The 25,503-nt window shown below is 67.1% G+C and carries 26 protein-coding genes; 14 read left to right on the top strand and 12 right to left on the bottom strand.

Annotated elements, in window-relative coordinates; translation table 11 throughout:
- Positions 1–59: 59 nt before the first annotated feature.
- The 3 genes from KF907_RS10775 to KF907_RS10765 form a co-directional block, all read right to left on the bottom strand.
- A complete protein-coding gene (locus tag KF907_RS10775) occupies positions 60–572 on the bottom strand; it encodes a hypothetical protein (RefSeq protein ID WP_291220160.1) in 513 nt (170 codons plus the stop codon).
- 156 nt (positions 573–728) lie between these two features.
- Positions 729–2,936, bottom strand: coding sequence for a bifunctional 23S rRNA (guanine(2069)-N(7))-methyltransferase RlmK/23S rRNA (guanine(2445)-N(2))-methyltransferase RlmL (gene rlmKL, locus KF907_RS10770; protein WP_291220158.1), 2,208 nt, complete (start codon positions 2,934–2,936; stop codon positions 729–731).
- Positions 2,936–3,451, bottom strand: coding sequence for an alpha/beta hydrolase (locus KF907_RS10765; protein ID WP_291220156.1), 516 nt, complete (start codon positions 3,449–3,451; stop codon positions 2,936–2,938). The genes rlmKL and KF907_RS10765 overlap by 1 nt, the downstream gene beginning before the upstream one ends.
- A gap of 172 nt (positions 3,452–3,623) precedes the next feature.
- On the opposite strand from KF907_RS10765, the gene KF907_RS10760 reads away from it, so the two are divergent.
- The 11 genes from KF907_RS10760 to KF907_RS10710 all read left to right on the top strand — a co-directional run bounded on the left by KF907_RS10760 (position 3,624) and on the right by KF907_RS10710 (position 12,437).
- A complete protein-coding gene (locus KF907_RS10760) occupies positions 3,624–4,190 on the top strand; it encodes an N-acetylmuramoyl-L-alanine amidase (RefSeq protein WP_472843864.1) in 567 nt (188 codons plus the stop codon).
- A 156-nt stretch (positions 4,191–4,346) separates the two neighbouring features.
- Positions 4,347–5,213: an acyl-CoA thioesterase II gene (tesB, locus tag KF907_RS10755; RefSeq protein ID WP_291220154.1), complete on the top strand. Its 867-nt coding sequence runs from the start codon at positions 4,347–4,349 to the stop codon at positions 5,211–5,213.
- A gap of 16 nt (positions 5,214–5,229) precedes the next feature.
- On the top strand, positions 5,230–5,616 hold the full coding sequence (locus KF907_RS10750; RefSeq protein WP_291220152.1) for a putative signal transducing protein: 387 nt from the start codon (positions 5,230–5,232) through the stop codon (positions 5,614–5,616).
- Between the two features lie 29 nt (positions 5,617–5,645).
- Positions 5,646–6,374 carry an arginyltransferase gene (locus KF907_RS10745; RefSeq protein ID WP_291220150.1) on the top strand — a complete coding sequence of 243 codons (729 nt, stop codon included), beginning with the start codon at positions 5,646–5,648 and terminating at the stop codon, positions 6,372–6,374.
- Between the two features lie 139 nt (positions 6,375–6,513).
- On the top strand, positions 6,514–7,959 hold the full coding sequence (locus tag KF907_RS10740) for a transglutaminase-like domain-containing protein (protein ID WP_291220148.1): 1,446 nt from the start codon (positions 6,514–6,516) through the stop codon (positions 7,957–7,959).
- A complete protein-coding gene (locus KF907_RS10735) occupies positions 7,956–8,882 on the top strand; it encodes an SdiA-regulated/phytase-like domain-containing protein (RefSeq protein WP_291220146.1) in 927 nt (308 codons plus the stop codon). Before KF907_RS10740 ends, KF907_RS10735 begins: the two co-directional genes overlap by 4 nt.
- A 192-nt stretch (positions 8,883–9,074) precedes the next feature.
- Positions 9,075–9,944 carry an SPFH domain-containing protein gene (locus tag KF907_RS10730; RefSeq protein ID WP_291220144.1) on the top strand — a complete coding sequence of 290 codons (870 nt, stop codon included), beginning with the start codon at positions 9,075–9,077 and terminating at the stop codon, positions 9,942–9,944.
- Between the two features lie 26 nt (positions 9,945–9,970).
- Entirely contained in the window at positions 9,971–10,174 is a 204-nt protein-coding gene (locus KF907_RS10725) for a type II toxin-antitoxin system antitoxin (protein ID WP_291220142.1), read from the top strand.
- A gap of 1 nt (position 10,175) precedes the next feature.
- The gene (locus KF907_RS10720) at positions 10,176–10,355 is read left to right on the top strand and encodes a DUF4177 domain-containing protein (protein ID WP_291220141.1); all 180 of its coding nucleotides are present in this window, start codon (positions 10,176–10,178) and stop codon (positions 10,353–10,355) included.
- 11 nt (positions 10,356–10,366) lie between these two features.
- Positions 10,367–11,725, top strand: coding sequence for an alpha/beta hydrolase (locus KF907_RS10715; protein ID WP_291220139.1), 1,359 nt, complete (start codon positions 10,367–10,369; stop codon positions 11,723–11,725).
- Between the two features lie 130 nt (positions 11,726–11,855).
- Positions 11,856–12,437 carry a M15 family metallopeptidase gene (locus KF907_RS10710; RefSeq protein WP_291220137.1) on the top strand — a complete coding sequence of 194 codons (582 nt, stop codon included), beginning with the start codon at positions 11,856–11,858 and terminating at the stop codon, positions 12,435–12,437.
- Here KF907_RS10710 and KF907_RS10705 read toward each other — a convergent pair.
- The 9 genes from KF907_RS10705 to rimO all read right to left on the bottom strand — a co-directional run bounded on the left by KF907_RS10705 (position 12,425) and on the right by rimO (position 22,146).
- Entirely contained in the window at positions 12,425–13,876 is a 1,452-nt protein-coding gene (locus KF907_RS10705; protein WP_291220135.1) for a LamG-like jellyroll fold domain-containing protein, read from the bottom strand. The two genes, KF907_RS10710 and KF907_RS10705, sit on opposite strands and share 13 nt — an antisense overlap.
- The gene (locus tag KF907_RS10700; RefSeq protein WP_291220133.1) at positions 13,873–14,151 is read right to left on the bottom strand and encodes a hypothetical protein; all 279 of its coding nucleotides are present in this window, start codon (positions 14,149–14,151) and stop codon (positions 13,873–13,875) included. The genes KF907_RS10705 and KF907_RS10700 overlap by 4 nt, the downstream gene beginning before the upstream one ends.
- A 351-nt stretch (positions 14,152–14,502) precedes the next feature.
- Positions 14,503–14,889 carry a DUF423 domain-containing protein gene (locus KF907_RS10695; protein WP_291220131.1) on the bottom strand — a complete coding sequence of 129 codons (387 nt, stop codon included), beginning with the start codon at positions 14,887–14,889 and terminating at the stop codon, positions 14,503–14,505.
- The gene (locus KF907_RS10690) at positions 14,886–16,082 is read right to left on the bottom strand and encodes a DUF4340 domain-containing protein (protein ID WP_291220130.1); all 1,197 of its coding nucleotides are present in this window, start codon (positions 16,080–16,082) and stop codon (positions 14,886–14,888) included. Before KF907_RS10690 ends, KF907_RS10695 begins: the two co-directional genes overlap by 4 nt.
- Before the next feature lie 12 nt (positions 16,083–16,094).
- Positions 16,095–17,954 carry a GldG family protein gene (locus KF907_RS10685; RefSeq protein ID WP_291220129.1) on the bottom strand — a complete coding sequence of 620 codons (1,860 nt, stop codon included), beginning with the start codon at positions 17,952–17,954 and terminating at the stop codon, positions 16,095–16,097.
- Positions 17,955–17,967: 13 nt separating this feature from the next.
- A complete protein-coding gene (locus KF907_RS10680; protein WP_291220128.1) occupies positions 17,968–18,702 on the bottom strand; it encodes an ABC transporter permease subunit in 735 nt (244 codons plus the stop codon).
- Positions 18,699–19,637 (bottom strand): ABC transporter ATP-binding protein, encoded by a 939-nt coding sequence (locus KF907_RS10675; protein ID WP_291220323.1) that lies wholly within the window; start codon positions 19,635–19,637, stop codon positions 18,699–18,701. The genes KF907_RS10680 and KF907_RS10675 overlap by 4 nt, the downstream gene beginning before the upstream one ends.
- Before the next feature lie 260 nt (positions 19,638–19,897).
- Positions 19,898–20,782, bottom strand: a complete 885-nt coding sequence (locus tag KF907_RS10670; protein WP_291220126.1) for a DUF3025 domain-containing protein — start codon at positions 20,780–20,782, stop codon at positions 19,898–19,900.
- Positions 20,782–22,146, bottom strand: a complete 1,365-nt coding sequence (gene rimO / locus KF907_RS10665; RefSeq protein WP_291220124.1) for a 30S ribosomal protein S12 methylthiotransferase RimO — start codon at positions 22,144–22,146, stop codon at positions 20,782–20,784. Before rimO ends, KF907_RS10670 begins: the two co-directional genes overlap by 1 nt.
- Positions 22,147–22,251: 105 nt before the next feature.
- On the opposite strand from rimO, the gene KF907_RS10660 reads away from it, so the two are divergent.
- The 3 genes from KF907_RS10660 to KF907_RS10650 are packed head-to-tail and all read left to right on the top strand — an operon-like array spanning position 22,252 to position 25,498.
- Positions 22,252–24,393 (top strand): tetratricopeptide repeat-containing diguanylate cyclase, encoded by a 2,142-nt coding sequence (locus KF907_RS10660; RefSeq protein WP_291220122.1) that lies wholly within the window; start codon positions 22,252–22,254, stop codon positions 24,391–24,393.
- Positions 24,394–24,416: 23 nt separating this feature from the next.
- Positions 24,417–25,088: a dienelactone hydrolase family protein gene (locus tag KF907_RS10655; protein WP_291220321.1), complete on the top strand. Its 672-nt coding sequence runs from the start codon at positions 24,417–24,419 to the stop codon at positions 25,086–25,088.
- Entirely contained in the window at positions 25,085–25,498 is a 414-nt protein-coding gene (locus KF907_RS10650) for an HIT domain-containing protein (RefSeq protein ID WP_291220120.1), read from the top strand. Before KF907_RS10655 ends, KF907_RS10650 begins: the two co-directional genes overlap by 4 nt.
- Positions 25,499–25,503 lie beyond the last annotated feature (5 nt).

The following is a 25,503-nucleotide window of genomic DNA, read 5'->3' as shown; positions in this document are numbered from 1 at the left end:
GGATGTCGTCCCGGCGCTGGAGCGTTTGTGCTGGCCGATCGGCCGGTCAGCCGCAGGACTCAGTCCCGGTTGTAATAGCCGGAGCGGCCGTATGCGCGGTCGCGGCGGTCGTACTGCTCCTGGTTCCGGTAGCTGCCACGGTCGTAGTACCCGTCATGGTGATCCACTTCGACGTGGCGCACTACCCGGCGGACCACCCGGCGGGGACGGTCATGGTGGAAGTAGGTCGAGTACACCGGGTAGTGGTAAGGCCCGGGGTAGTAGTACGAACCCGGGTAGTAGTACGACGGCGGGCTGTACCAGTAGCCACGATCGACCACCCTTGGATACCGGTACGGGCCGGTGTAACGCGGACCATCGTAGTAGCCGTAGCCCCACGACGGACAGAAGCTGGCCCCCCAATGACCGCGCCCACGGCCCCAGTCGGAATAACCGATGCTGTAGCCGGGGCCGGAGAAGCCGATGCTGAAGCTCGTGTGATGACCCCTGGCGAACGCACCCGGGGCGAACGCCAACGCGGTCAACGCGACGGCGGCAACCAGGATCGAACGGTGGAATCGGACTGTACGCATCGTTTCCCTGCCTCCTCTGCGACGAACGGATGCTGCGGCCGGATCACTGAATCGACACTGAGTGTCTGCGGGGGCGCGTTCCATTGCGATGCCCCGAAAGCAAAGGCATCGCGGCTGAAGCCGTTCCTGCAAAAGCCACCATTCGGGTTGGGTGGATCAAAGGCGAGGCTTCCCCATTCTCCATTCCCGAGTCCCCATCCCCGGCTCTTTCGGCTTCAACTCGAAGCAGTGGTGGATTCGCGAGTTTCGCGTGAAGTCGAACGGGATCGTCGCCGCGCCGATGTCGCGCACGTCGAAGCGTTCGTGGATTTCCGCGGCGAGCTTGAAGCGCCGATAGTTGTTGGAGAACAGGATCGTGCCGCCGAAGGCGAGCCGCTGCGCGCACAGGTCGAGCAGTTCGACATGCTCGCGCTGCACGTCGAAATCCTCGGCGCGCTTGGAGTTGGAGAACGTCGGCGGATCAACGAAGACGAGGTCGTACTCGCCAGGCTCGTGGCGCAGCCATTCGAGGCAGTCGGCCTGCTGCAGGCGATGCTGGTGTCCACCGAATCCGTTGAGAGCGAGATTGCGCGCCGCCCAGTCGAGGTAGGTCGCCGACAGGTCGACGCTGGTCGTAGCCCGCGCGCCGCCAGCCGCCGCGTGCACGGTGGCCGTGCCGGTGTAGCAAAACAGGTTGAGGAAACGCGTGCCTCGCGCTAGTTCGCGCAGGCGCGCGCGTACCGGACGGTGGTCGAGGAACAGGCCGGTGTCGAGGTAGTCGTGCAGGTTGACGCGGAAACGCAGCCCGCCCTCCTCGACGACGAGGAACTCACCGCGCTCGTCGAGGCGACCGTACTTGCCGCCGCCCTTGGCGCGATAGCGCGCCTTCAGCGCGATACGCGCGCGCGGCACGTCGAGGGCGAGCCCGGCGCCACGCACGAGTTCGGCCAAGCGCGTGCGCGCGACGGCTTCGGGGATGTCGCCGGGCGCGGAATACTCCTGGATGTGCAGGTAATCGACTGGCGTTGCCGAAAGATCCTCTTCCGGCACCGCGCGATAGACGTCGACCGCCGCCGCGTACTCGGGAATGTCGGCGTCGTAGGCACGCCAGGCGTAAACACCTTCGCGTTGCAGGCGCTTGCGCAGGTGCCGCGCGGTCTTGCGGATGCGGTTGGCCACGGCCTCGGCACCCGGCGTCAGCGGTTTTTCCGCCGGCGCCATTGGCGCGGCGTCGCCGCCGACGTCGAACAACAGGAAGCGGCACTCGAGCGCGCCATTGTAGAGCGTGTAGATGCGGTGGGCGCGCAGGCCGATAGCATGGGCCAACGCCTCATCCGAAGTGATGACGGCAATGCGCCAGCCATCGAACTGCGTGCGTGCGCGTTCGCCGATCGCGCGATAGGTCGGCACCAGCGCCTGCTGCTGGCCGATGCGCTCGCCATACGGTGGATTGCAGATGACCAGGCCAGGACGCTCCGCCTCGGCCGGCCGTTGCAGGTGCTCGATCGACTGCCGGTTGAGGCGCAGGAAGCCGATCACCCCGGCCGATTGGGCGTTCCGTTTCGCTTCGGCGAGCACGCCGGGATCGCCATCACTGCCGTGGAAGCAGGGGCGCAGGGTGCGCAGGCCGGCGTCGGCGCGCGTGCGCGCTTCGACCATGAGGCGCGCCCAGGTGTCGGCATCGTGGCCCTTCCAGCCGAGGAAGCCGAAGTATTGGCGGCCGAGGCCCGGCGCGACGTCGGCCGCCATCAACGCGCCTTCGATCAGCAGGGTGCCGGCGCCGCACATCGGATCGACGAGGTCGCCACCCGCTGCGTGGATCGCCGGCCAGCCCGCGCGCAGCAGCATCGCACAGGCCAGGTTCTCCTTGAGCGGCGCCTCACCCTGGCCGACCCGGTAGCCGCGCCGATGCAGCGGAGAACCGGAAAGATCCAGAGACAGCGTCGCGCGGTCCTTGCGCAGGCGCAGGTTCAGCCGTATCGACGGCTGTTCGAGATCGACCCCGGGGCGTTCGCCTTCGCGCGCGCGGAATTGGTCGACGACGGCATCCTTGGCCTTCTGTGCGAGATAGCGCGTGTGCTTGAGCCGACTTTGCTGACTGACGGCGTCGACCGCCAGTGTGCCGGAGGCATGGAGGTGTTCGCGCCAGTCGATCGCCTGCACTCCATCGTAGAGCGCCTGCTCGTCGGCGGCATCGAACTCGGCCAGCGGCATCAGCACGCGGCTGGCCAGGCGCGACCACAGGCAGGCGCGATAGCCGGCTTCCAGTTCGCCACTGAAATGCACGCCGGCCAGCGCCTCACGCACCTCGGCCGCACCAAGCGCGACGAGTTCGTCGCGCAGCAGGTATTCGAGCCCCTTCGGGCAGGTCGCGAAAAATCTCATCAGGTTTCGAGTACGAGCAGGAGCCGGCGGAACGCTTCCGCGCAGTAGTCGACGTGTGCGGTCAGGCGATGATCGTCGTCGACGAGGTGCAGGGTGTCGCCACGCGAACGCGCGAACGCGATCGCGGCATCGACCGGACAGAGTTCATCGTGCCAGCCATGCACCAGCGTGGTCGGCACCCGCGCCGCCTCGAAGGCAACCGGATACTTGGGGATGCCGACCGGCAGGGCCATCAGGAACAGCGCTTCGCAACGGCGTTCGAGCGAAGCGAAGCCCGACACCAGCGCACCCATGCTCGAACCGCCGAACACGACGCGTCCCTCGGCCGGAGCAGCCTCCAGCGCACGCGCCGTGCGCGCCGCGATCATGCGTGGATCACGCGTGGCATCGAGATCGCGATAGTCCGGCCGCACACTGGCCCAGCCGAGCGCCTCGGCGACAGCGGCCAGCGCGCTGACCTTGGTCGCGTGCGGGCCGCTTTCGAGTCCATGCGAGAGGATGACGGTGCCTTTCATGGTGGGTCGAGTCGGGGAAACGCGTGATCCTAGCATCCGCACAGTACCCAGTTCCCCGTCGGCGCCCCTTCAGGGGCGATGCTCCTTCTGCACAACCTCCAAAGCGGGAACATCGCCCGTGAACGGGCTCCTATGCGGCAAACATGCGTGGCTCGTGTGCGACACTGCCGGCATGATCGACCTCGCCATTCACGACTGGCCCCTGCCCTACGAAGAACGACTCGTCGAGCGCGCGTCGGCGGCGATCGACCTGGTGGTGATCCACTGCACCGAGCTGCCCGACATGCGCCTCGCGCGCGAGTATGGCGAGCGCATCGTCCATGCCGGCACGCAGACCGGCAACAGCGGCCACTACTACATCGACCGCGACGGCAGAATCTGGCGCTTCGTTGCCGACACGCGCGTCGCTCACCACACGTTCCAATACAACCCGCGTTCGATCGGGGTCGAACTGGTCAACCTCGGCCGCTATCCGAACTGGACCGATTCGCGCCACCAGAGCTTCAGCGAGCCATACACAAAGGAACAGATCGACGCCCTGCTCGCCCTGCTCGGACGCTTGCGTGCCGAACACGCGAACCTGCGCTGGATCGCCGGCCATGACGCACTCGATCGGCGCACCGAAGCAGCCAGCGACGACGCTTCCGTGCAGTTGCGCCGGCGCCTCGATCCGGGCCCACTGTTTCCGTGGGACGAGGTCGTTGCGGCGAGCGGGCTGGAACGTCTTTCCGAACCTTGAGGAACGGGCCAAGCAAACCCCGCACAACTCCGTGGCCCCGGCGAAGGCCGGGATGACGAGCAAATCGCAGGTCGTGCAGGAATTCCCAACCTGTTTGATGAAAGCGGTGCACGCCGGCGCTCCGATATACTGGCCCGCCGCACGTCGCCGCCATCCATGCCCAGTCCGATCGTCGCCGAACTGATCGACCTGCTCCAACTCGAACGCCTCGAGGACAACCTGTTTCGCGGTCAGAGCCGCGACATCGGCACACGCTACGTGTTCGGCGGCCAAGTGCTCGGCCAGTCACTGTCGGCGGCTCAGCAGACCGTCGACGGAGCACGCCACGCGCACTCGCTGCATGCCTACTTCCTGCGCGCCGGCGACGTCGAGGCGCCGATCGTCTACAGCGTCGAGCGCACCCGCGACGGCAGCAGTTTCTCTGCACGCCGCGTGGTCGCCATCCAGCACGGCCAACCGATCTTCAACATGACCGCCTCGTTCCAGGTGCCGGAAGCTGGTGCACAACACCAGTTCCCGATGCCGCTGGTGCCGATGCCGGAAGACCTGCCGGACCGGCTCGTCGTGCCGGCCGAGGATCTCGACAAGGTTCCCGCGATGCGCCGGCGCTGGCTCAGCAGCGAGGGGCCGTTCGAGTTCCGCCACGTACATCCGCGCAACGAAGCCAACCCGACCAAGCAACCGCCGTACCAGAACGTCTGGTTCCGCCTCGCCGATCGCGCGCCCGACAGCGAGGTGCTGCACCGCGCGCTGCTCGCCTATGCCTCGGACTTCCACCTGATCGGCACGACCACCTTTGCCCACGCGATCTCCTACCTGCAGCCGAATGTGCAGATGGCCAGCCTCGATCATGCGCTGTGGTTCCACCGCCCGTTCCGAGCTGACGACTGGCTGCTGTATGCCTGCGACAGTCCGAGCGCACAGGGCTCGCGCGGCCTTGCCCGCGGCATGGTATTCAGCCGAGATGGCATCCTGGTCGCCTCGACCGCACAGGAAGGCCTGATCCGCGTGATCGACCGCTGACTCCTGGAGTCCCTGCATGCGCCAGATCTACACATCGCCGCGCGCCGACAACGTCGATCGCGTGGTCGCCCTGCTCGGCGAGGCCGGCATCACCACCACCATCCGCAACCGCCGAGACTGGCAGGGCGGCCAGTGGAAACGCTTCAGCTATTCCGAGCGCGGCGAGAGCGAAGCCTGGCCGCAGGTGTGGGTGACCGACTCCAACGACCTGACCCGGGCCCGCGAGCTGCTGCGCGAAGCCGGCCTCGAACCGACCACACGCTTCGCCGACGAACTGGCCGCCTCGCGTTCGCTCGGCGATCCGCGCCGCCATCGCCAGCACTCGATGCGCCTGCGCATGATCCTGATGGGCCTGATCGGTGGCGTGGTCCTCCTTGTGGCCTGGGCCTACGTCACACGCTGAGGCACTCGGGCTCGTGCAGAATCCGTCCCATGCGCTCCGACGTCGTCCGCCTGTTCCAGACCCTGCCGCATCCCTGCGGCTACTACCCGGAGCGCACCGCGCAGAATCTCGTCATCGACCCAGCCGAATCGCGCCTCGCCGCGCTGTATGACACCGCATTGGCACGCGGCTACCGCCGTGCCGGTGGCCATGTCTACCTGCCGCACTGCCAGACCTGTCGCGCCTGCCTCGCCTCGCGCATCGTGGTTGCGGAGTTCGAGCCGGACCGCAGTCAGCGCCGCTGCCTGAAGCGCAATGCCGATCTTTCGATGGAGGTCACCGTGGCCGGCTTCAGCGACGAGCGCCATGCGCTGTACGCGCGCTACCTGCGCAAGCGCCATCCGGGCGGCGGCATGGACGAGGCCGCACCCGAGGATTTCACGCGTTTCCTGTACACGTCGTGGAGCCCGACCGCATTCATCGAATTCCGCGCAAACGGCCGTCTCGTTGCCGTCGCCGTCACCGACCTGTGCAGCGATGCGCTGTCGGCCGTCTACACCTTCTTCGATCCAGCCGAAAGCGCACGTGGGCTCGGCACGTTCGCGATCCTGAGCCAGATTGAGCTGGCGCGTGCGCGCGGACTGGCCTATGTCTACCTCGGCTTCTGGATCCCCGGCCATCCGAAGATGGACTACAAGCGCCGCTTCCACCCTCTCGAAATCCTCGACGGCGGCCGTTGGGTGCCAACGGCACACGACGATGACTTCGAGCGCACGTAAGCTTTATGGCAGGAAGATCGAACGATTGAAGCACGGCGAGCAGGCCTTTGAGTTCGCCAGTCCCTGGACGTGCGCCGTGTTCAAGGCTCTTGCCCCGACAGTTCCGGCACAATGGAAGCACCCTTCGGTGATACACGCCATGCTGCGCGCGATCCTCGCCTTCCTGTTCGTCGTGCCAGGCCTCGCCATAGCGCGCGGTCCCGTCGCGACCGAAGTCCAGTGGTACACGGTGCTGCTCGATGGCCGCAAGGTCGGCCAGTTCGAGAATCACCGTGAAGTACGTGACGCGCTCGTCGTCACCACGCAGGCGATGCGCTTCGAGCTCGACCGCGCCGGTACGCGCGTGACGCTGTCGAGCGTCGATACCAGCGAGGAGACGCTCGACGGCAAGCCGCTCGCCTTCACCAGCGAAACGTCGATGGGCGGCAGCGAAATGAAGGTCAACGGTCGCATCCAAGGCGGGCGCATGAACGTACGCATTGCCAACGCCGGCGCGTCGGACGAACGTGAACTGGACTGGCCGCGCGGCGCCCTGCTGCCGGAAGGGCAACGCCTGGCCCTGCTCGACGCACCACTCGACGAAGGCGCGACGTTCCGCCTGCTCGCCTTCCAGGCGGCGACGCTCGAGGCAGTCGAAATGACCAGCATCGTCGGACGCAGCGAAATGGTCGCGCTTCCCGGCGGGCGCCAGCGCCTGACCCGCGTCGAACAGGTCACCGCGTTTCCGGGCGTGCAGGTACGCAGCACGACCTGGGTCGATGCCAGCCGCGAGATGCGCAAGCTGACCGTGCCCACGCTCGGCGTCGAACTGACCTTGCTCGCGTGCGACGAGGCCTGCGCAACCGCACCGAACCAGTCCACCGACGTGCTCGCGCGCACGTTGGTTCGCTCCCCGCGGCCGTTACGCCGCGAGGAACTCGCCGGCGGCTTGCGCTATCGCCTCAAGCCGCAGACAAATGGTGGCCGCATCAGTCTTCCCGATACCAGCGAACAGCGCGTCCACAGCGACGGCCGCCACGTCATCGTCGAGGTGCGGCGCGACGCCCGCCACGAAACAGCACCCGCACAGCCCGGCGACTACGCCGCCAACGACTGGTTGCAGAGCGCAGCGCCGGAAATCGTCGAGCTGGCGCATCGTGGTGCCGGCGATGCGCACGGCGATCTCGACCGCATGCGCAATCTCGAAGCCTTCGTGCGCGGGTTCATCACGCGCAAGACGCTCGGCGTCGGCTATGCCTCGGCGCTCGAGGTCGCGCGCAACCCGGAAGGTGACTGCACCGAACATGCCGTGCTGCTGGCCGCGCTCGGACGCGCGCTCGGCATCGCCACACGCGTCGTCGACGGTCTCGCCTACGCACCGGACTTCGCCGGTGCCGGCCACGTCTTCGTGCCGCATGCCTGGGTGCAGGCCTGGGTCGACGGCCGCTGGCAGGGTTTCGATGCCGCGCTCGCCGGTTTCGATGCCGGGCACATCGCCTTCTCGAGCGGCGATGGCGATCCGCTGCGCTTCTACCAGAGCCTCGACCTGCTCGGCCGGCTCAAGCTGGTGCGCGTCGAGACACTCGACGACGGCAAACGTCGATGAGGGCGATCTGGCTCACGCTGCTCACGCTCGCCAGTGCACAGGCGCAGGATCATTCACCGGCGGGGTACGCGCCGGCGCAACTCGAAGCGCTGATACTCGAGCGCGATCTCGACGAAATCAGCGGCCTGACCGCATCGCGGCGCACGCCGGATCTCTTCTGGGTGCACAACGATGCGCCACGTCCAGCCACCCTCGTCGCCCTCGACGGCAAGGGTCGGCGCCGCGGCAGCCTGCGCATCGACGGCGTGCGCGCGGTCGACTGGGAGGACATCGCCGGCTATGCGCTCGATGGCAAGGCATGGCTGCTGGTCGCCGACAGCGGCGACAACGGCGTAGTGCGCGGGGACTACGAACTCATTGCGATCGAGGAACCGGCCCTCGCCGGCGACGGCAGCGAGCAGGTCGTCAAGCCGGCCTGGCGACTGCGCTTCCGCTATGCCGATGGCGCCCGTGACGTCGAGGCGATGGCGGTCGACCTCGACACGCGCGAGGTGTTGCTGCTCGGCAAACACGCACCCGATCCGCTGCTGTTCACGCTGCCGCTCGGCCCCGGCGACGGCGCTATCGCCATCGCCCGCCGCCGCCTTGCGCTCACTTCGATCCCGGCTCCGAACACGAGCGAACGCAATGCGCGTTTCCCGGCTGCGCGCCTGGGCGGCTCGCCCACCGCGATGGATATCGATGCCAGCGGTCGAAACGCCTTGGTCATGACCTATCGCGACCTCTGGTTCTATGCACGTGACGAGGGCGAAACCTGGATTCAGGCCTTCGCCCGGCGCCCACTGCGCCTGCCGCTGCCGCCGCTCGCCCAGGCCGAGGCAGCCGGCTTCGAATACCCCGGTACGGCCGTTCGCGTCAGCGGGGAACGCCTGCCGGCGCCATGGATACGGTTTGAAAAGGCGGGAATGGAGCACCGGGAATAGGGAACGGTTCAAAGCGGGCTCCGCCCGTGTCCAATACAGGGTGTTCTGATCAATCCCTGACTCCCTGCTCTCCCATTCCCTGTTCCCCCACTTCCCGTCTTTACACGACTGATATCTTTTTGATATCTTCTCTGCGTGCCCACTGGCACCTGCGACATCCGTGTCGCGGCCACGTTGCTGCGGAGAACTTTCATGAACGAGCGACAGGCGTTCTCACTTCCCGGTATCCCGGTCTTCGTCATTCTCCTTGCCAGCCTGCTCGGCTCGGTCGCCTGGCTGGTCAGCGTGGTGAAGGTTCCCGACCCACCGGTTGCGCAGGTGCTGCCGCCGGCCCTGCTGATCGCGCTGATCGCCTTCCTGTTCAAGGGCCTGTTCGCAGTGCAGCCGAACGTGGGTCGCGTCATGCAGCTGTTCGGCCGCTACCAGGGCACGGTACGCGACCAGGGGCTGCGCTGGACCAACCCGCTCTACTCGCGCGAGTCGGTGTCGCTGCGTGTGCGCAACTTCGAGTCCGGCAAGCTCAAGGTCAACGATAGCGACGGCAACCCGATCGAGATCGGTGCCATCGTGGTCTGGCAGGTCGTCGACACCGCCGAGGCGGTATTCATGGTCGATGACTACGAGAACTTCGTGCATATCCAAGCCGAGGCGGCGCTGCGCCAGATGGCCACCAGCTATCCCTATGACGCGCACGACGACAAGGACATCGCCCTGCGCAGCCATGGCAAGGAAGTCAACGCACACCTGCGCGACGAGATCCAGGAACGCCTCGCCAAGGCCGGAGTCGAGGTCATCGAGGCGCGCATCAGCCACCTCGCCTACGCACAGGAGATCGCCCAGGCCATGCTGCAGCGCCAACAGGCCGGCGCGATCGTCGCCGCGCGCGAACGCATCGTCGAAGGCGCCGTCAGCATGGTCGAGATGGCGCTGGCCGAACTCGGCAAGCGCGGCGTGGTGGATCTGGACAACGAGCGCCGCGCGGCAATGGTCAGCAACCTGCTCGTCGTGCTCTGTGGCGATCGTTCCACGCAGCCGGTGGTCAATACCGGCTCGCTGTACTGAGACGCATCACCCGCCCGTATGCAGACGTGACCGAGAAAAAAGCCTATCCGTTGCGCATCAACGCAACCGTCCTCGAAGCCATGCAGAAGTGGTCCGACGACGAGTTGCGTTCGCTCAACGCGCAGATCGAGTGCGTGCTGCGCGATGCGTTGCGCAGATCGGGGCGCCTGCGTGCCCCACCACCGGCCGGCGTCGCCGAAGATGCCGGCGAGACATCGGGAGACCCGTGACATGAGCGCGACGACGCAATGGGAATACAGGACGCTGGTGATCAACCAGCGCATGTGGGGCAACTACAAGTCCGACGACTTTGATGCCCAGCTCGTCCGCCTTGGCATGCAAGGCTGGGAACTCGTCAATACCGTCGCCGCCGGCTTCTCGTTCCTGATGTTCCTGAAGCGCCCACGCTGACCGGAGCCGCGATGAAAAAGGTCCTCATCACAATCATCCTCGTCATCCTCGCGCTGTGCGGCGGCGGCTGGCTGCTGTACACCAAGCTGGTGCCCCCGCCAGCAGAGGCGGCAACGCTGAACCCGCGCCATGCCGAACTGGCCACGCGCTTCCTCGACCTGCTTGATGCCGCACGTTACGAGGATGCGCTGGCGATGGCGAATGACGAGGTCCGTGCCGCGCTCGATGCAAAAAAGCTCGGCGACACCTGGGAAATCCTGCCGAAGCAACTCGGCGCACGCAGCGCACGCAGCGAACTGCGTGGCGAGATCGTCGCCGGCAAGCAAATCGTCACCTCGACGCTGAGCTTTCCGATGATGTCGCTCGATGCCCGCGTGTTCTTCGACGAGGCCGATCGCATCAGCGGGTTCCGACTGGTTCCGGCGCAGAAGGCGCCCGCACCGGTCGAACTCGAACAGGGCACGAACTGGCGCGAGATCGAATTCGCCGCTGGCCCAGGTCACGGCGCACTGCCCGGTACGCTGACCCTGCCCGCCGGCAACGGACCGTTCGCCGCTGTCGTGCTCGTACATGGCTCGGGCGCGCACGACCGTGACGAGACCATCGGCCCGAACAAGCCATTCCGCGACATCGCCCACGGCCTCGCCAGTCACGGCATCGCCGTGCTGCGCTACGAGAAGCGCACGCGTGCCGAACCCGTCCGCTTCAGTGGCAAAGCCTTCACCGTCGACGACGAGGTGACGCTCGATGTCATCGCTGCCGCCGCCGCCCTGCGCACGCGCTCCGACATCGACCCCGCGCGGGTGTTCGTCGCCGGCCACAGTCTCGGTGCAATGATCGCGCCGCGCATCGCCACCCGCGACACGCGACTCGCAGGCCTCATCCTGCTCGCCGCACCGGCGCGCGCGCTCGAGGATGTCGTACCACAGCAGATCCGTTACATGGCTGCACTCGACGGCAAGTCGGACGCTGACATCGAAACCGTGCTTGCGCCGATCGAACAGCAGGTTGCCGCTGTGAAGGCGCTGGATGCAGGGGTTCCCGACACCGCACCGCTGCTACTCGGCCTGCCGGCCTCATACTGGCGCAGTCTTGCCGGCTACGATCCGCTTGCGGTCACGCGCTCCATCCCGCAGCCGCTGCTGGTCCTGCAGGGCGGACGCGATTACCAGGTCACACCGGCCGACGACTTTGCTCGATGGCGTGAAGCCTTCGCCGACGAACCGCGCGTTCAACTGCGCGAATATCCATTGCTCAGCCACCTGTTCATGCCGGGTGGCGACCCGCCGGGCCCGAAAGACTACAGCGTCGAAGGCCATGTGGATGCGACCGTGATCGACGACATTGCCGCATGGATCGGTGCCCACTGAACGAGCGTGCCTGGCATGCGCGCATCGCGACTGAAGGCGCGGCCGCCATGCCAGCCACCGGTGGCGAGCCGCTTCGTCCGCGATGCTGTTCCGTGTGGGGTTGCACAGCCGTAGCACGTATGCTTCGCCGATGAATCCGATTGCCCACGAACCACCGGCACGCTGCAATGCGACGCAGCGGCGATGCATCGTCGCCACGGCGCACGCACTCGGCGTGCCGCACGACTACGGACGTTCGCGCGGACTGCTCCTCGTGCGCGAACCCGAGCGTCTCACCGCAATCGGCCTTGACGTGCACGGCCGCATGCAATGGCTTGTTCCGCGCGCCGCGGCGGCATGGAAGCGCATGCACGCCACCGCGCGCGACGAAGGCATCGTGCTCGAGGTCGTCTCGGCGTTCCGCTCGGCCGAGTACCAGCTGGGCATCCTGCGCCGCAAGCTCGAACGCGGTCTGACGATCGAGGAGATCCTGCGCGTCAGCGCCGCACCTGGCTACAGCGAACACCATTCCGGACGCGTGCTCGACCTGACCACGCCAGGCTACGAGCCACTCGAGGAAGTCTTCGAGCAGTCAGCTGCCTTTGCCTGGCTGGAGCACAATGCCGCCGCTTTCGGCTTCCATCTGTCCTATCCGCGCGGCAATCCGCACGGCATCGCCTACGAACCCTGGCACTGGTGCTGGCATCCGCGGCGGCGCAATCAGCGCCCGTAGAGGCCCGCTGCCTTGGCGTGGTCGACGATCTGGTTCACGCTCAAGGCTTGGCCGTAGTAGAAGGCGACGTGACCAAGCGTCGAATAGGTGAACGGGCGATCCTCGTCGGGCCTCGAGGCAACATGAACCTTGGGCGCGGTCAGGGTAAACGGGAAGCCGAACATCGCCTGCACCTGCAGCAAGCGGCCGTTGATGTAGACGCGCACCTCGCTCGCGGCCGCATCGAGCACCGCGGCGATATGGTAGGTCGCACCTGCCGTCAGTCCGGCCAGATCGACACGCTGGCCTGCGCCGACCTGAATCGCCGGCTGCAGATTGACCACGCCGAACATAAGGAAGGGCACCGCCGGCGGATCATCTCCGATATGCAGGATCGTCTGGTAGCCCGAACCGTTGGTCTGCGGGCTGAAGATCGCCTCGACGGTCAAGGAGCCGCTCGGCGTGGCCGTCCCAGTCGGGTTGCCAACCGCCGATGCCTTGCCGTTTCCTTCGTTCATGCGCAGATAGCTGGCATCACTGGTCGGGAACAACCGACTCCAGCCCGGCTTGAGCGTGAGCGTGCTGCCGCTCAGGCTGACGTCGATATCGGCCGAACCGATGTCGTCGAAGCCAGTGGCGTTTGCTGCCTCGTCGAGCTTGTAGTAGAGGGTCGGTGCATCGGCGAGGATCGCTGCCGACAGCGACGGCAGTCCGTTCGAAGGGTCGATCTCGATCCAGGCAGCGTCGCGGCGCGCATAGGTGCGTCCGTCGCTCGGCGCATCGGCGAACGAGGTGCCGGCCGGGCCTTGGGGACCCTGCGGCCCGACCGGACCCTGCGCTCCGTCGGCTCCGGCGGGCCCCTGCGGACCGGGTGCACCGGTTTCTCCTTGCGGACCCGCGGGGCCCTGCGCTCCGGCTGGTCCTTGCGGCCCCTGCGCTCCGACCGGGCCCTGCGCCCCGTCGGCTCCGGCGGGCCCCTGCGGACCGGGCGCACCGGTTTCTCCTTGCGGACCCGCGGGGCCCTGCGCTCCGGCTGGACCTTGCGGCCCCTGCGCTCCGACCGGGCCTTGGGGGCCGCTGGGTCCAGGGTTGCCGTCCAGCGCAAACTGCGCAACCGGAGTGGTCGAAACGGCCTGGCGCGGCAGCAGCGGCTGGCCGTTCACGCTTACCTGCAACCAGCGCTGCTGACCGTTGAACGCTCCGGTAAACGCGAGTGACACAGTGAACAATCCGTCGACGACAGGATACTGCGGTTCGTTGATCGGCGTGCCGACGACGTTGCCGCCAACGGCCGCGTCGTACAGCGTGAAGGTGAGGTCGAAACTCCCGCTCGCCGGCTGACCGTTCTGCTGCAATCGCCCCTGGTAAGTGAAGTCTGGCAACTGGGCAACCTGCGCATGCGCGGCCCCCGCGAATGCAAGCACACCGGCGAGAATGAGCAGGCGCGGAAGTCGGATCATGGCTGACAGTCCTCGAAGCTGGAGCGGAAGATGGAACCACGTGCCTCGGCTTCGCCAAGGAACCCGGCGACGAGCACGAACGCGCCGCCGGACGAACGACCGACGATCGGTTCAGCGATGGTCGCGGCAAGATCGAAACAGGCACTGCTCGCGTGGCTGACGCCACCTCCGGCGAGCACGCGCTGGCTGATGCGGAAGGGAACCTCACCATCGCCCGCATCGTTGGATGCCTGCGTCGGGGCGATGCCGCAAGCCGCGGCGAAGGCGATCGACAACAGCCATCGGCCTGGACGCGGCATGGACCGGTGCATGGTTCGCTTCATGTTGAGCCCCCTGGAATATGCTGAACCGTCCCGCCCTGCCGTCATGTCGCCCGCAAGGTTCGCAGCAGGGTGGGCGTGGCGAAGTGCAGGTTGGTTGCCTGCACGAGCCGCACACGACCACCACGGGGTTCGCGGATGCCACCCCGACATCGAGATTCAAACGCTTGCGCCGTGCCGCGCGGGACCGATCAGTGCATCCCTGGGCGTTGCGGACTCTGCGGCAACCCGAGAATCCTGAGGGGCGCATCCTAGCATCGGTCGCGACCTGACGTGAACTCCATCACATTCCTGGCGCAACGCAGGTCAGGTTGGCGCCCTCTCGCGCCACGACCAGGCCAGCGCGATCCAGCCGATGATGAAGGCGACGCCCCCGAACGGCGTGACCATGCCGAGCACGCGCGGCGCTCCCAAGGCCAGCGCGTAGAGGCTGCCGCAGAACAGCAGGCAACCCGCGCCGAAGGCAATCGCCGCGAGCATCGCCGCGGCGCCACCATGCGGCATGCGCAGCGCGGCCACGCACAGGGCCAACGCGTGCCAGAACTGGTAGTCGACCGCGGTACCCCAGACCGCCAGCGCGTCGGCATCGACACGCGCACGCAAGGCGTGCGCCCCGAACGCGCCGCAGGCGACGGCGAGCGCGCCGAGCACAGCCGCGACGATGCCGGCAAGCCGTGCCCGTTGCGCCGTCATTTCGCCGGCTTCGCCTCGACCGGCGCGAGCAGATCCTCAAGCGACTTGTCGATGTTCGCGTACTTGTACGCCGGGATATGGAAGCTCCAGCCGGCATACGACTGGTTCAGCTTGGCCACCTCGGCCTCGAGCGCGGCCAGTCTCTCGCTGCGATCCTGCGCCGGATCGCGGACCGCGAGCGGCGCGGCCGGTGGCTCGGGCTGCTCCGCTTCGCCTTCACCAACCTTGGGCGCGGCGGCAACGGCAGCCGCGTGGTCGGCGGCCGCTTTCGCCTGCGCCTCGTCGATGTGGCGACCGGCGGCCTCGGCATCGAGCGATGCGGCGAACGTGGCCCAGGCCTTGTCGCCGTCTTTCCAGGCCAGGGCATCGACCACCACGCCATCGAAGGTTGCATAGCGGGCCTTCACCGCCGACTCCGGCGGCGCACGCTCGGCCACCGGTGCGACGTCGTCGAGGCGCAGTTCGGCGAGCACCGAACCGAGGCCGTTGGCGACGTACTCCGAACTCGGCTGGCGCCCCTTCGGGATGTTGGCGATGGTGAACTGTGCCGCTTCCGGCGACGGCTTGGCGACACGCACGCTCTTGCCGTCGGCATGGCTGAGGCTGACGGTGGCGATGCGGTCGGCGGCGATGCTTCCCAGATCCTTCGCCAGCCAAGCCGCCGGATCCTTTTCCGGCGTCAGCGTTCCCTTGGCGAGCCAACTCTGCGCCTCGTCGGCGCGGCGCACGAAGGTGCCATCGCCGCCCTGGCCGTTGTAGTTGCCGATGACGACGCGCACCGGCTGCGCCAGGCCCTCCAGATCGACCAGGACGCCCTGCGCATCCGCGGCGACGATGTCCTCGACACCGAGATCGGTGTAGCGCTCCTTGTTCGCCGTCTTCTGCTCGAGCAGGGTCGCGCCGGCAACGCGCAGCAGGAACTCGCGCAGTTTGCCGACGTCGGCGGCATAGCCGCCACGCTCGGCGACGCGCCAGCCCTGGTCACCGCGTTCGAGCGTCACCAGGGCGTGGTTGCCGGCACCGGTGAAACGGACCTTGGTCACATCGTTGACATGCTCACGCAGGCCCGGCACGAGGGTGCCGGCCTTGGCTGCAACATCGCTTTGCGGGGCGCGTGAATGGTCGACGACGAGCGCTGCGACGACCGCCAACGCGGCAGCGACGCCGAGCACGATCAGGGTCTTCTTGTTCATGGTTTTCCTCCCTCAGCGCGCACGTCGGCGGCGCGACTGCCAGACAGCGAAGCCGACCGCAGCCAAGGTGACCAGCAGCGGCATCAGCACGATGTTGATGAACTTGAGACGCGCACCGAGCGTTTCGATGTCGGCATCGAGTGAGCGACGCACGTCGCGCAGTTCCTTGCGGATCTCGGTCTTGCGCGCGACGAAGTTGTCGATCTCGGCTTTCTGCGCCGGCGAGAGGATCGTTGCCTGGTCCTGGGTCTTGGCGCTCTGCAACTCAACCAACTTGCGCTCGGTGTCCTGCAGTTCGCGTTGCAGTTCCTGCTCCTTGGCGCGGAAGCGGTCATCGGCGTTGCGGCGGATCGCCTCGACCGTGGTGAATGGGCGTTGCGAGGTCGCACGGCCGCGGATCGAAATCAGCGACGAAGAGCCGGTCAGGTTGTCGACGGCGTTGAGAGCGAGGTCACCGTTGTTGGCGAAGGCATTCATCAGGCGCTGGCCGAGGAAGTTCTGCACCTGCACCCACAGGCGGTCGGCCAGCAGGTCGGTGTCGGCGATGACGACGACCTGCGCGTTCTCCTTCGCCTCGTCGAGATGGCCCTCGGCCGCGCGCTCGGGGAAGGCGGTCTTGAACCTGCCCTCGATGCGCCCGCCGATCACGTAGCGCTCGCCGCCGGGCTTGAAGTCGATCAGCAGGGTCGATGGATCGGGCAGCATACGCAGGCGGTCGGCGGGCGCGGTCATGGCATCGCCCGAACTCTGCATCAACGGCACCAGGGTATGGCCGGAATCCTTGGCCAGTGCGATCGAACCAGCGCTCGACACGTTGACCGACGCGAGATTGGCGGTGACCACGTCATCCGGATTCAGCTCGGCGGCGGTGAGCCCGATGATGCCAGGATGGCGCACCGGCGCCCTGCCCTGACCGACCTGGACCGCGACCGCGCGCGTGCGGTCGAGGACGATGGTCTTCGGGTCGTAGTCGATGCCCCAGGCCTTGAACAGCTTCGACAGGTCCGAGGAGCGATCGGCAAACATCGCCGCCTGCGGATTCTCCGGGTCGGCGCCCGAGGCATCGAGTTCCGCATCAGGATCGACGAACACGAGGAGATGCCCGCCACGCAGGACGAACTGATCGATCGCGTACTGGGCGTCGTCGGACAACTGCTTCGGATGCACCAGCACGAGCACGCCGATCTCGGCCGGTATGGCGGTCAGGCCACCGGCATTGAGATCGCGCACTTCGAACAGTTGCGAGAGCTGCTGCTGCACGGCCCATGGCTCGCGCATCTGCCGCGTGGCCGGGTCGAACCCAGGCCCCATCGGCAGGCTTGAGATGAGGCCGACGACGGGTTTTTTCGGCGTCGCCAGTTCGTGCACCAGCTTGGCCACGTCGTATTCGAGGAAGGCTTCCTTGTCGGGCTGGAAGAACGGGATCACAGCGCGACCGTTGGTCGAATTGCTGCCGGCGAGACCGAAGAAGATCGTCTCGCCGGAGGCGCCGACGGGCACGGCCTGCAGGCCGTAGGCAGCGGCTCGATCTTCGTCCTCGGAGAACGGCAGCGGATCGATCACGTCGAGCCTGAGCTTGCCGCCGGCCCGCGCAGCCATTTCCTCGAGCAGCTCGCGCACGCGCGTCGCGTAGGTTCGCAGCTGCGGCAGGTTCTGGCTGCCCTTGTCCGAGTAGAACAGGGTCAGGTTCACCGGCTCATCGAGCGACGACAGGATGTCTTTGGTCCCCGCCGACAGCGTGTAGAGGTTGTTCTCGGTCAGGTCGACGCGCGCGCCACGGAACAGCACGTTGACGACCAGCATGAGGGCGACGAACAGCACGATCAGGATGGCGAGCGCGCCGCCGGACAGCGTCTTGCGGTTGAAGGTCATGGCTGGGAGTTCCTCAATCGGCCTTCTTGAGATCGATCACGATCGCGCTCGCGTACAGCCAGAAGGCAATCATCAATCCGAAGTAGAGAATGTCGCGCAGGTCGATCACACCCTTGCTGATCGAGGCGAAATGGGTCAGGAACGACAGGCTCGCGACCGCATCCACGAGGCCCTGCGGCGCCCATGCGGCAAAGGCGTCGAGTACCAGCGGGAAACCGGCCATGACCAACACGAAGCAGACCACCACGGTGAGGATGAAGGCGACCACCTGGTTGCGTGTTGCCGCCGAGATGCACGAACCGATGGCGAGGAAGGCACCGGCCATCAACAGCGAGCCGACATAGCTGGCGAGAATCACGCCGTTGTCGGGCGTGCCGAGATAGTTGACCGTGATCCACAGCGGGAAGGTCAGCACCAGGGCGATGGCGATGAAGGCCCAGGCGGCGAGGAACTTGCCGAGCACCGCTTGCCACATCGTCACCGGCAGGGTCAGCAAAAGCTCGATCGTGCCGCTCTTGCGCTCTTCGGACCAAAGGCGCATCGACACCGCAGGCACCAGGAACAGGTACAGCCAAGGGTGGAAAGTGAAGAACGGCAGCAGGTCGGCCTGGCCACGCTCGTAGAGATTGCCAAGATAGAACGTGAATGCGCTCGAAAGCACGAGGAAGATCACGATGAACACATAGGCCACGGGCGTGGCGAAGTAGCTGCGCAGTTCGCGCCTGAATACGGTGAAGGTCGGATTCATGCGCGAGCCTCCTCGGCGTTGCCCTCGGTGATCGTGCGGAACACCTCGTCGAGACGACCTCCTTCGAGGGCCAGTTCGCGCACGACAATCTCCTTCGCCTTCAGGGCCTCGTTGACTGCAGCGAAGATCTGCCGACCCGGTTTCGGGAACGCGGTGATACGCTGGTCCTGCGCATCGACCTCGATCGCGGCGACGTCGGCCACCGCCGCCAGTGCCGCACGCGCAGCCTCGACGTTGGCGGCCGACAGCGACACCGCCTGGTGGTAGCGCGAACGCGCCTCGAGCTCGGCCGGCGTCGCGTCGGCAAGGATCTTCCCGCGCGCGATGATGATCGCGCGGTTGCAGACGGCATGGACCTCCTCGAGCACGTGAGTCGAGACGATGATCGTCTTGTCGCGCGACATCGCGTTGATCAGAGTGCGCACTTCATGTTTCTGGTTCGGGTCGAGGCCGTCTGTCGGTTCGTCGAGGATCAGCACCTTCGGATCGTGGACGATCGCCTGGGCAAGGCCGACGCGGCGGCGAAAACCCTTCGACAGCGTCTCGATCGGCTGCTCGAGCACGCCTTCGAGATTGAGCCGGCTGATCGCGTCGTCGAGGCGGCGTCGACGCAGGTCGGCCGCCACGCCACGCATGTCGGCGATGAAATCGAGAAACTGACGCACGCTCATCTCGCCGTAGCTCGGCGCACCCTCCGGCAGGTAGCCGACCACGCGCTTGGCGTCCAGCGGTTGCTGCTCGACATCGAAGCCGCAGACCTTCGCGCTGCCGGAGGTCGGCGCGAGGAAGCCCGCGATCATCTTCATCGTGGTCGATTTGCCGGCGCCATTCGGACCGAGAAAGCCGAGCACCTGACCCGGCTCGACCTTGAACGTTATGCCATCGACGGCGGTGAACCCGCCGTAGCGTTTCCCGAGTGCGTGGGTTTCTATCATCGTCTGCTCACCCTGGTTGACGAATCCATGGCGCGGCGGCAAGCACCGCGGCGCGATCAGGCCTGGCTTGCAAATCGCCGGCATGCCATCACCACCGGGGAACCTGACCGGGGGCACGAAAAGCCGGGATTGCGAGCGGCTGCGGAATGTACCGCAAAGCACCCCAAAAAGTTCCCGCAGCGCGCCCACGGCAACGCCCCGGAGCCCGTTCACGGGCGATGCTTCTTCTTCAGGTGAAAGCATCGCCCCTGAAGGGGCTCCTACGGGAGATTCTTGTCGTGCAGCGGCCACGCCGGCGGATAGCGCCGCCCGGCGCGCAGCGGCCGGAAACACGGCGCCTCGGCGTGGAACGCGGCATCCTGCACGCCGGCATGCCAGCCCGGAATGCCGGACAACGGCAACGGACGCAACTGCTGCGGATCGGCGAGGGCCGGCATGGTCCGCACCAGCGCGGCGATCCGCGCATCAAGGGCGGAACGCGCGGTGGCGTCACCACGCGCAAGCGCCCGCACGTCGTCAGACGTGGCCTGCAAGACGATGGCCTTGCCGACCAGGTACTGCGCCGGCACGAGCGCGTGTTCGAGCAGGGCATGGCCGAACACGAGGGCGACGATGCGCTCGCCCCAGGCCGCCGCGTGCGTGCCGAACAACGCCGGCCAGTCATGCGTATCCCATGCCGCCAGCAGGTCCGCGTCGGCGCAGGCGACGATCACGCCGGCCTCGTCGAAATGGGTCAAGGCGCATTGCGCGCGGGTACGCAGACTGCAACCGACTTCGGCGATGCCGGCGCACTGGCCCGCATTGAGCGCATGCTTGATGCGCGGCCAGCGCAGCCAGACCAGCGCGTTGAACAGGTCGTGCCAGTTGCCAAGGCGCGTGGCGAGGCGGCCGGCGGCGATGCGTTGTTCGTAGTGCAGGCCGTCGTCGAGCACGGCGCGATCCTGGGCGACGAACTGCGGACGTTCGACCCCATCCTCGTCCTGTGCGGCGCGACGCGCCGCCTCGAAAGCCGCGATCGTCGGCCAGGCCGGCGACGGCATGAGCGTCGGCCAGACCGCAACCCAGTCGGCCAGCGGCAGGCGCACGAACACGCCCGCATCCACGTCGGCCGGCTCCGGTGCAACGAAGCGCCGGCGCGCGGCCATCAAGTGGTCGTGGCGACGATCGGCGGCAGGCGTTTCTTCGCCGGCTGCGGGGCGAGGCGCGCGAACAGGTCATGCGTGTCGGCGTTGACGATCTCGACGTCGACGAACTGGCCGGGCCTGAGCCTGCCGCCATCCTCGATGTGCACGACACCATCGATCTCCGGCGCATCGGCCGAGGAGCGTGCGATCGCGAGATCATCCTCGACTGCATCGACCAGCACGCGCTGCGTGGTACCGATGCGGCGGCCGAGGCGCAGCGCCGAGATTTCAGCCTGCACTTCCATGAAGCGTTCCAGGCGTTCCTCCTTGACCGCCTCCGGCACCGGCGACGGCAGATCGTTGGCCTTTGCACCCTCAACCGGCGAATAGGCGAATGCACCGACGCGGTCGAGTTCGGCTTCGCGCAGGAAGTCGAGCAGTTCCTCGAACTCGGCCTCGGTCTCGCCCGGAAAGCCGACGATGAAGGTGCTGCGGATGGTCAATTCGGGACAGGCCGCGCGCCAGGCACGCACGCGCGCAAGCACCTTGTCGACCGCGCCGGGTCGCTTCATCAGGCGGAGGATGCGCGGGCTGGCGTGCTGGAACGGAATGTCCAAATAGGGCAGCAGGCGCCCCTCTGCCATCAACGGGATGACCTCGTCCACGTGCGGATACGGATAGACGTAGTGCAGGCGCGTCCATACGCCGAGCTCGGCCAGGCCCTCGCACAGCGCGGTCATGCGCGTGGCGTAGCGGCGCCCGCGCCATTCGCGTTCGGCATAGCGCAGATCGACGCCGTAGGCACTGGTGTCCTGCGAGATCACCAGCAGTTCCTTCACGCCACCCTTCACCAGCCGTTCGGCTTCGGCCAGCACCTCGTCGACCGGCCGCGAGACGAGGTCGCCACGCATCGACGGAATGATGCAGAACGTGCAGCGGTGGTTGCAGCCCTCGGAAATCTTCAGATACGCGTAGTGCTTCGGGGTGAGCTTGAGCCCGGTTGGTGGCACCAGGTCGAGAAAGGGTTCATGTTTCGGCGGCAGTACCTGATGCACGGCGCCGAGCACGCTTGCGTAGTCCTGCGGACCGGTAATTGCGAGCACGCCCGGGTGTGCCTCACGGATCAGTTCGGCACGCTTGCCGAGGCAGCCGGTGACGATGACGCGGCCATTCTCGGCGATAGCCTCGCCGATCGCCTCGAGCGATTCCTCGACCGCAGCCTCGATGAAGCCGCAGGTGTTGACGACGACGACGTCGGCCTCCTCGTGGCGCGGCACGATCGCGTAACCTCCGACGCGCAGCTGGGTCAGGATGCGCTCGGAATCGACCAGGGCCTTCGGGCAGCCGAGGCTGACGAAACCGATCTTCGGGGAACGACGCGACATGCAGGCCTGCCGGAACTGTCAAAATTGTGCACCAGTGTATCCTTGGCGCGCCTGCCCGGGGTAACGTGGCGGGCTGACTGGGCCGGGAACGGGAACCGGAAACACATGGGCGCACGCCAAACCGAGTACACGCAGGGCCGCACATGCCTGCTGGGCTGGTTGCTGGCTGCCGTTGCGGCCCTCACCGTCCTGACCGGCGCGAGTGATCACCACGCCAGACTCCCGACCACAGCCGATCCCGCGCGCCATCCGCATGCCGCCGCCACCTTGGGCGCGCAGCGCGTCGCCACCGGCCTGCATGCCCGACTCGAAACTCCGCGACTGCTGATGGATGGCCTCGGCGCGACGCGCGTGTCGGTCGCACTGTCGCAGATCCAGGCACACCTGCTCACCGCGGTCGGCGCCAATCGCCTGGCGACACCCGCCTGGCATCGCGTCGAGATCGGCGCCATCCGCATCAGCGATCGCCACCTGCAGATCGACACGCTGAACCAGCTCGCCAACAACGCCTTGCATATTGGCGACTATCCGGCGGCGACCCGCCATGCCGAGGCGATGCTGGCCATCCTCGAAGACGGCGGATCGACCAACGTGCGGATGCGCGCGGTCGCGTTCGGCCTGCTCGGCACGCTGGCGCGCAGGCAAGGTCATTTCGACACCGCGATGGACTGGCACCAGCGCGCGATCCGGTTGCTGCGCGACAGCGGCGACGAGATCTATCTGGCACGCGCGCTGTCGAGCCTCGGCACCGTGCTGCGTGACCGTGGCGATTTCGCCGAAGCGCTCAATGTCAACCTGCAGGCACTGGACATTCGCGAACGAACGCGCGACCAGCTCGAGACGAGCTATCGCAACATCGCCCTGCTGCATCGCGAGATCGAGGACGAGCAGACCGCGCGCGACTACTTCGAGCGTGCCGTTGCCGCCGCGGATTCGCGTGGCGACCCCGAGGTCTATGCCTCGGTGATCGGCAGCTATTCCAGTCTGCTCAACGATGTCGACGACCACGCCGCAGCCCTGAAGCTCGCCGAAGAAGGCCTGTTCATCGACATCGCCGTCGGCGCTCGCTCGCACGAAGGATTGCAGAACCTCGAAATCGGTCGCGCCCTGCTCGGTCTCGGCCGCCTGGAGCCGGCTGCGGAACACCTCGAAGCCGCGCTGGCGATCGGCCGTGAGATCAGGCAGAGCGAGATCACCGCACGCGCCCTGCTGCACCTCGCCGAACTGGCCCTGGAGCGCCGCGACCTGCTGCGCGCACGCGGCTACGTCGACGAGGCGATCTCGCATCTCGAGCGGATCCAGCTGCGCCCGCAACTGGCCCAGGCCTACGCAATCCGCGAGCGCATCGCGATCGCCCAGCGCGACATCGAAGCAGCGTTGCGCTACGCCCATCGCCATTCCGAACAGCGCGAGCTCCTGCTCGGTACGAGTGCCAGCCGCCAGCTCGCGGCGCTCCAGGCGCGCCACGCACGCACCAACGCCAGCCAGCAACTCGCCCTGCTGCAAAAGGACAATGAGCTGCAGGCGGCCAATCTGCATGCGCGCGAACTGCGCCAGCACCTGAGCTACGGCGCGCTGGCCAGCTTGCTGCTGCTGCTCGCGCTCAGCGCCTGGCGTTTCGCCGGCATGCGCCGCCTGAATGCCGCGCTGGCCACGCGCAACGCCGAGGTCGAGGCACAGCGCAAGGCCCTCGCCGAAGCCAACCAGCAGCTCAGCGAACGCGCAGACGCGCTCTACCAGGCGGCGATCTCCGATCCGCTCACCGGTGTCTGGAACCGCGCCCATCTGCACGAGCAACTCGAGCAGCGCCTTGCCGCCTGCCTCAGCGAAGGGCGGGAGTTCGCCGTACTGGTGCTCGACTTCGATCACTTCAAGAGCATCAACGATGCCTGCGGCCACCTGCGCGGCGACAGCGTGCTGGTGGCCGGCATCGCCGCCATCCGTACCTGCCTGCGTGCCGGGGACATGCTCGGTCGCTTCGGTGGCGAGGAGTTCGTGATCGGCCTGGAAGGACATTCGGCCGACGCTGCCCGCGCGGTCGCCGAGCGCCTGCGCGAAGAGGTCGAGGACCAGCTCACCAGTGTGCGCGTCGCGCCGACCCGCATCACGGTCAGTATCGGCTTCGCCACGGCCAGCCAACTCGCGCAGCCCAGTGTCGACGCCCTGCTCGACGCGGCCGATCGCGCGATGTACGCCGCCAAGGCCGCTGGCCGCAATCGCGTCATGCGCTACGCTGCGGCGGCCTGACAACGGGGGAGCCGCCCATGAGCATCGGCGAACGCCTGCAGATCGCGACGGCTGGCATGCACTGCATTTCCGCGTGGATCGCGCGGCCGAAGGGCATGCCGAAGGGCGGCGTAGTCGTCGCCCAGGAGATCTTCGGAGTCAATGCGCACGTGCGCAACCTGGTCGAGCGGCTCGCCGAGGCCGGCCATGTCGCCATTGCGCCGGCGTTCTTTGACCATCTCGAGCAGGGTGTCGAACTCGACTACGACGAGGCCGGCATCGCCCGCGGGCGCGCGCTGGCCGGCGAACTCGGCCTCGAGCGCGCGGTCGCCGATGTCATGGCGGCGGCGGAGGCAATCGCCTCGGCCGGACGCATCGGCGTGGTCGGCTTCTGCTGGGGTGGCACCGTCGCCCTGCTCGCCGCGCTGCGCCACGGATTGCCGGCAGTCAGTTTCTACGGTGCGCGCAATGTGGCCTGGCTCGGCGAGGCGACCGACGTGCCACTGCAGTTCCACTTCGGCGAGCGCGATGCTTCGATCCCGCCCGAGGCCGTGCAGCGCCATCGCGAGGCCCTGCCACATGCCGAGGTCCATACATACCCGGCAGGCCATGGCTTCAACTGCGACCAGCGCGCCGACCACGATCCCGTCAGCGCCACGCTGGCCTGGCAGCGCACCCTGGAATTCCTCAACCGCCACCTCGCGGGCAAGGTATGAATGACGCTTTCACGCTCGACCCGCGACTGGCCGGAGACACGCACGTCGTCGCCGACCTGGCGCTGTCGCGCGTGCTGCTGATGGACGATGCGCGTTGGCCGTGGCTGATCCTCGTGCCGCGTCGTGCCGGTCTGCGCGAACTGCTCGACCTCGACCTCGATGCGCAGCAGCTTCTGCTCGACGAGATCCATCGCGCCGGCCGAGCCCTGCAACGCCTGCACGCAGTGGACAAGCTCAACATCGCCGCACTCGGCAACGTGGTCGCGCAGCTGCACGTGCACGTGATCGCGCGCCAGGTCGGAGATGCCGCCTGGCCGCAGCCGGTCTGGGGCCGCGGCGAGCGTGAGCCCTACTCAGCGGACACCGTGCGCGCCGGCATCGACGCATTGCGGACCGCACTCGTCGGCTGAGCAGC

This window comes from Dokdonella sp., from assembly GCF_019634775.1.
Lineage (GTDB): Bacteria > Pseudomonadota > Gammaproteobacteria > Xanthomonadales > Rhodanobacteraceae > Dokdonella.
The sequence above is the reverse complement of the archived record's forward strand: the minus strand, read 5'-3'. Positions and strand labels throughout refer to the sequence as shown.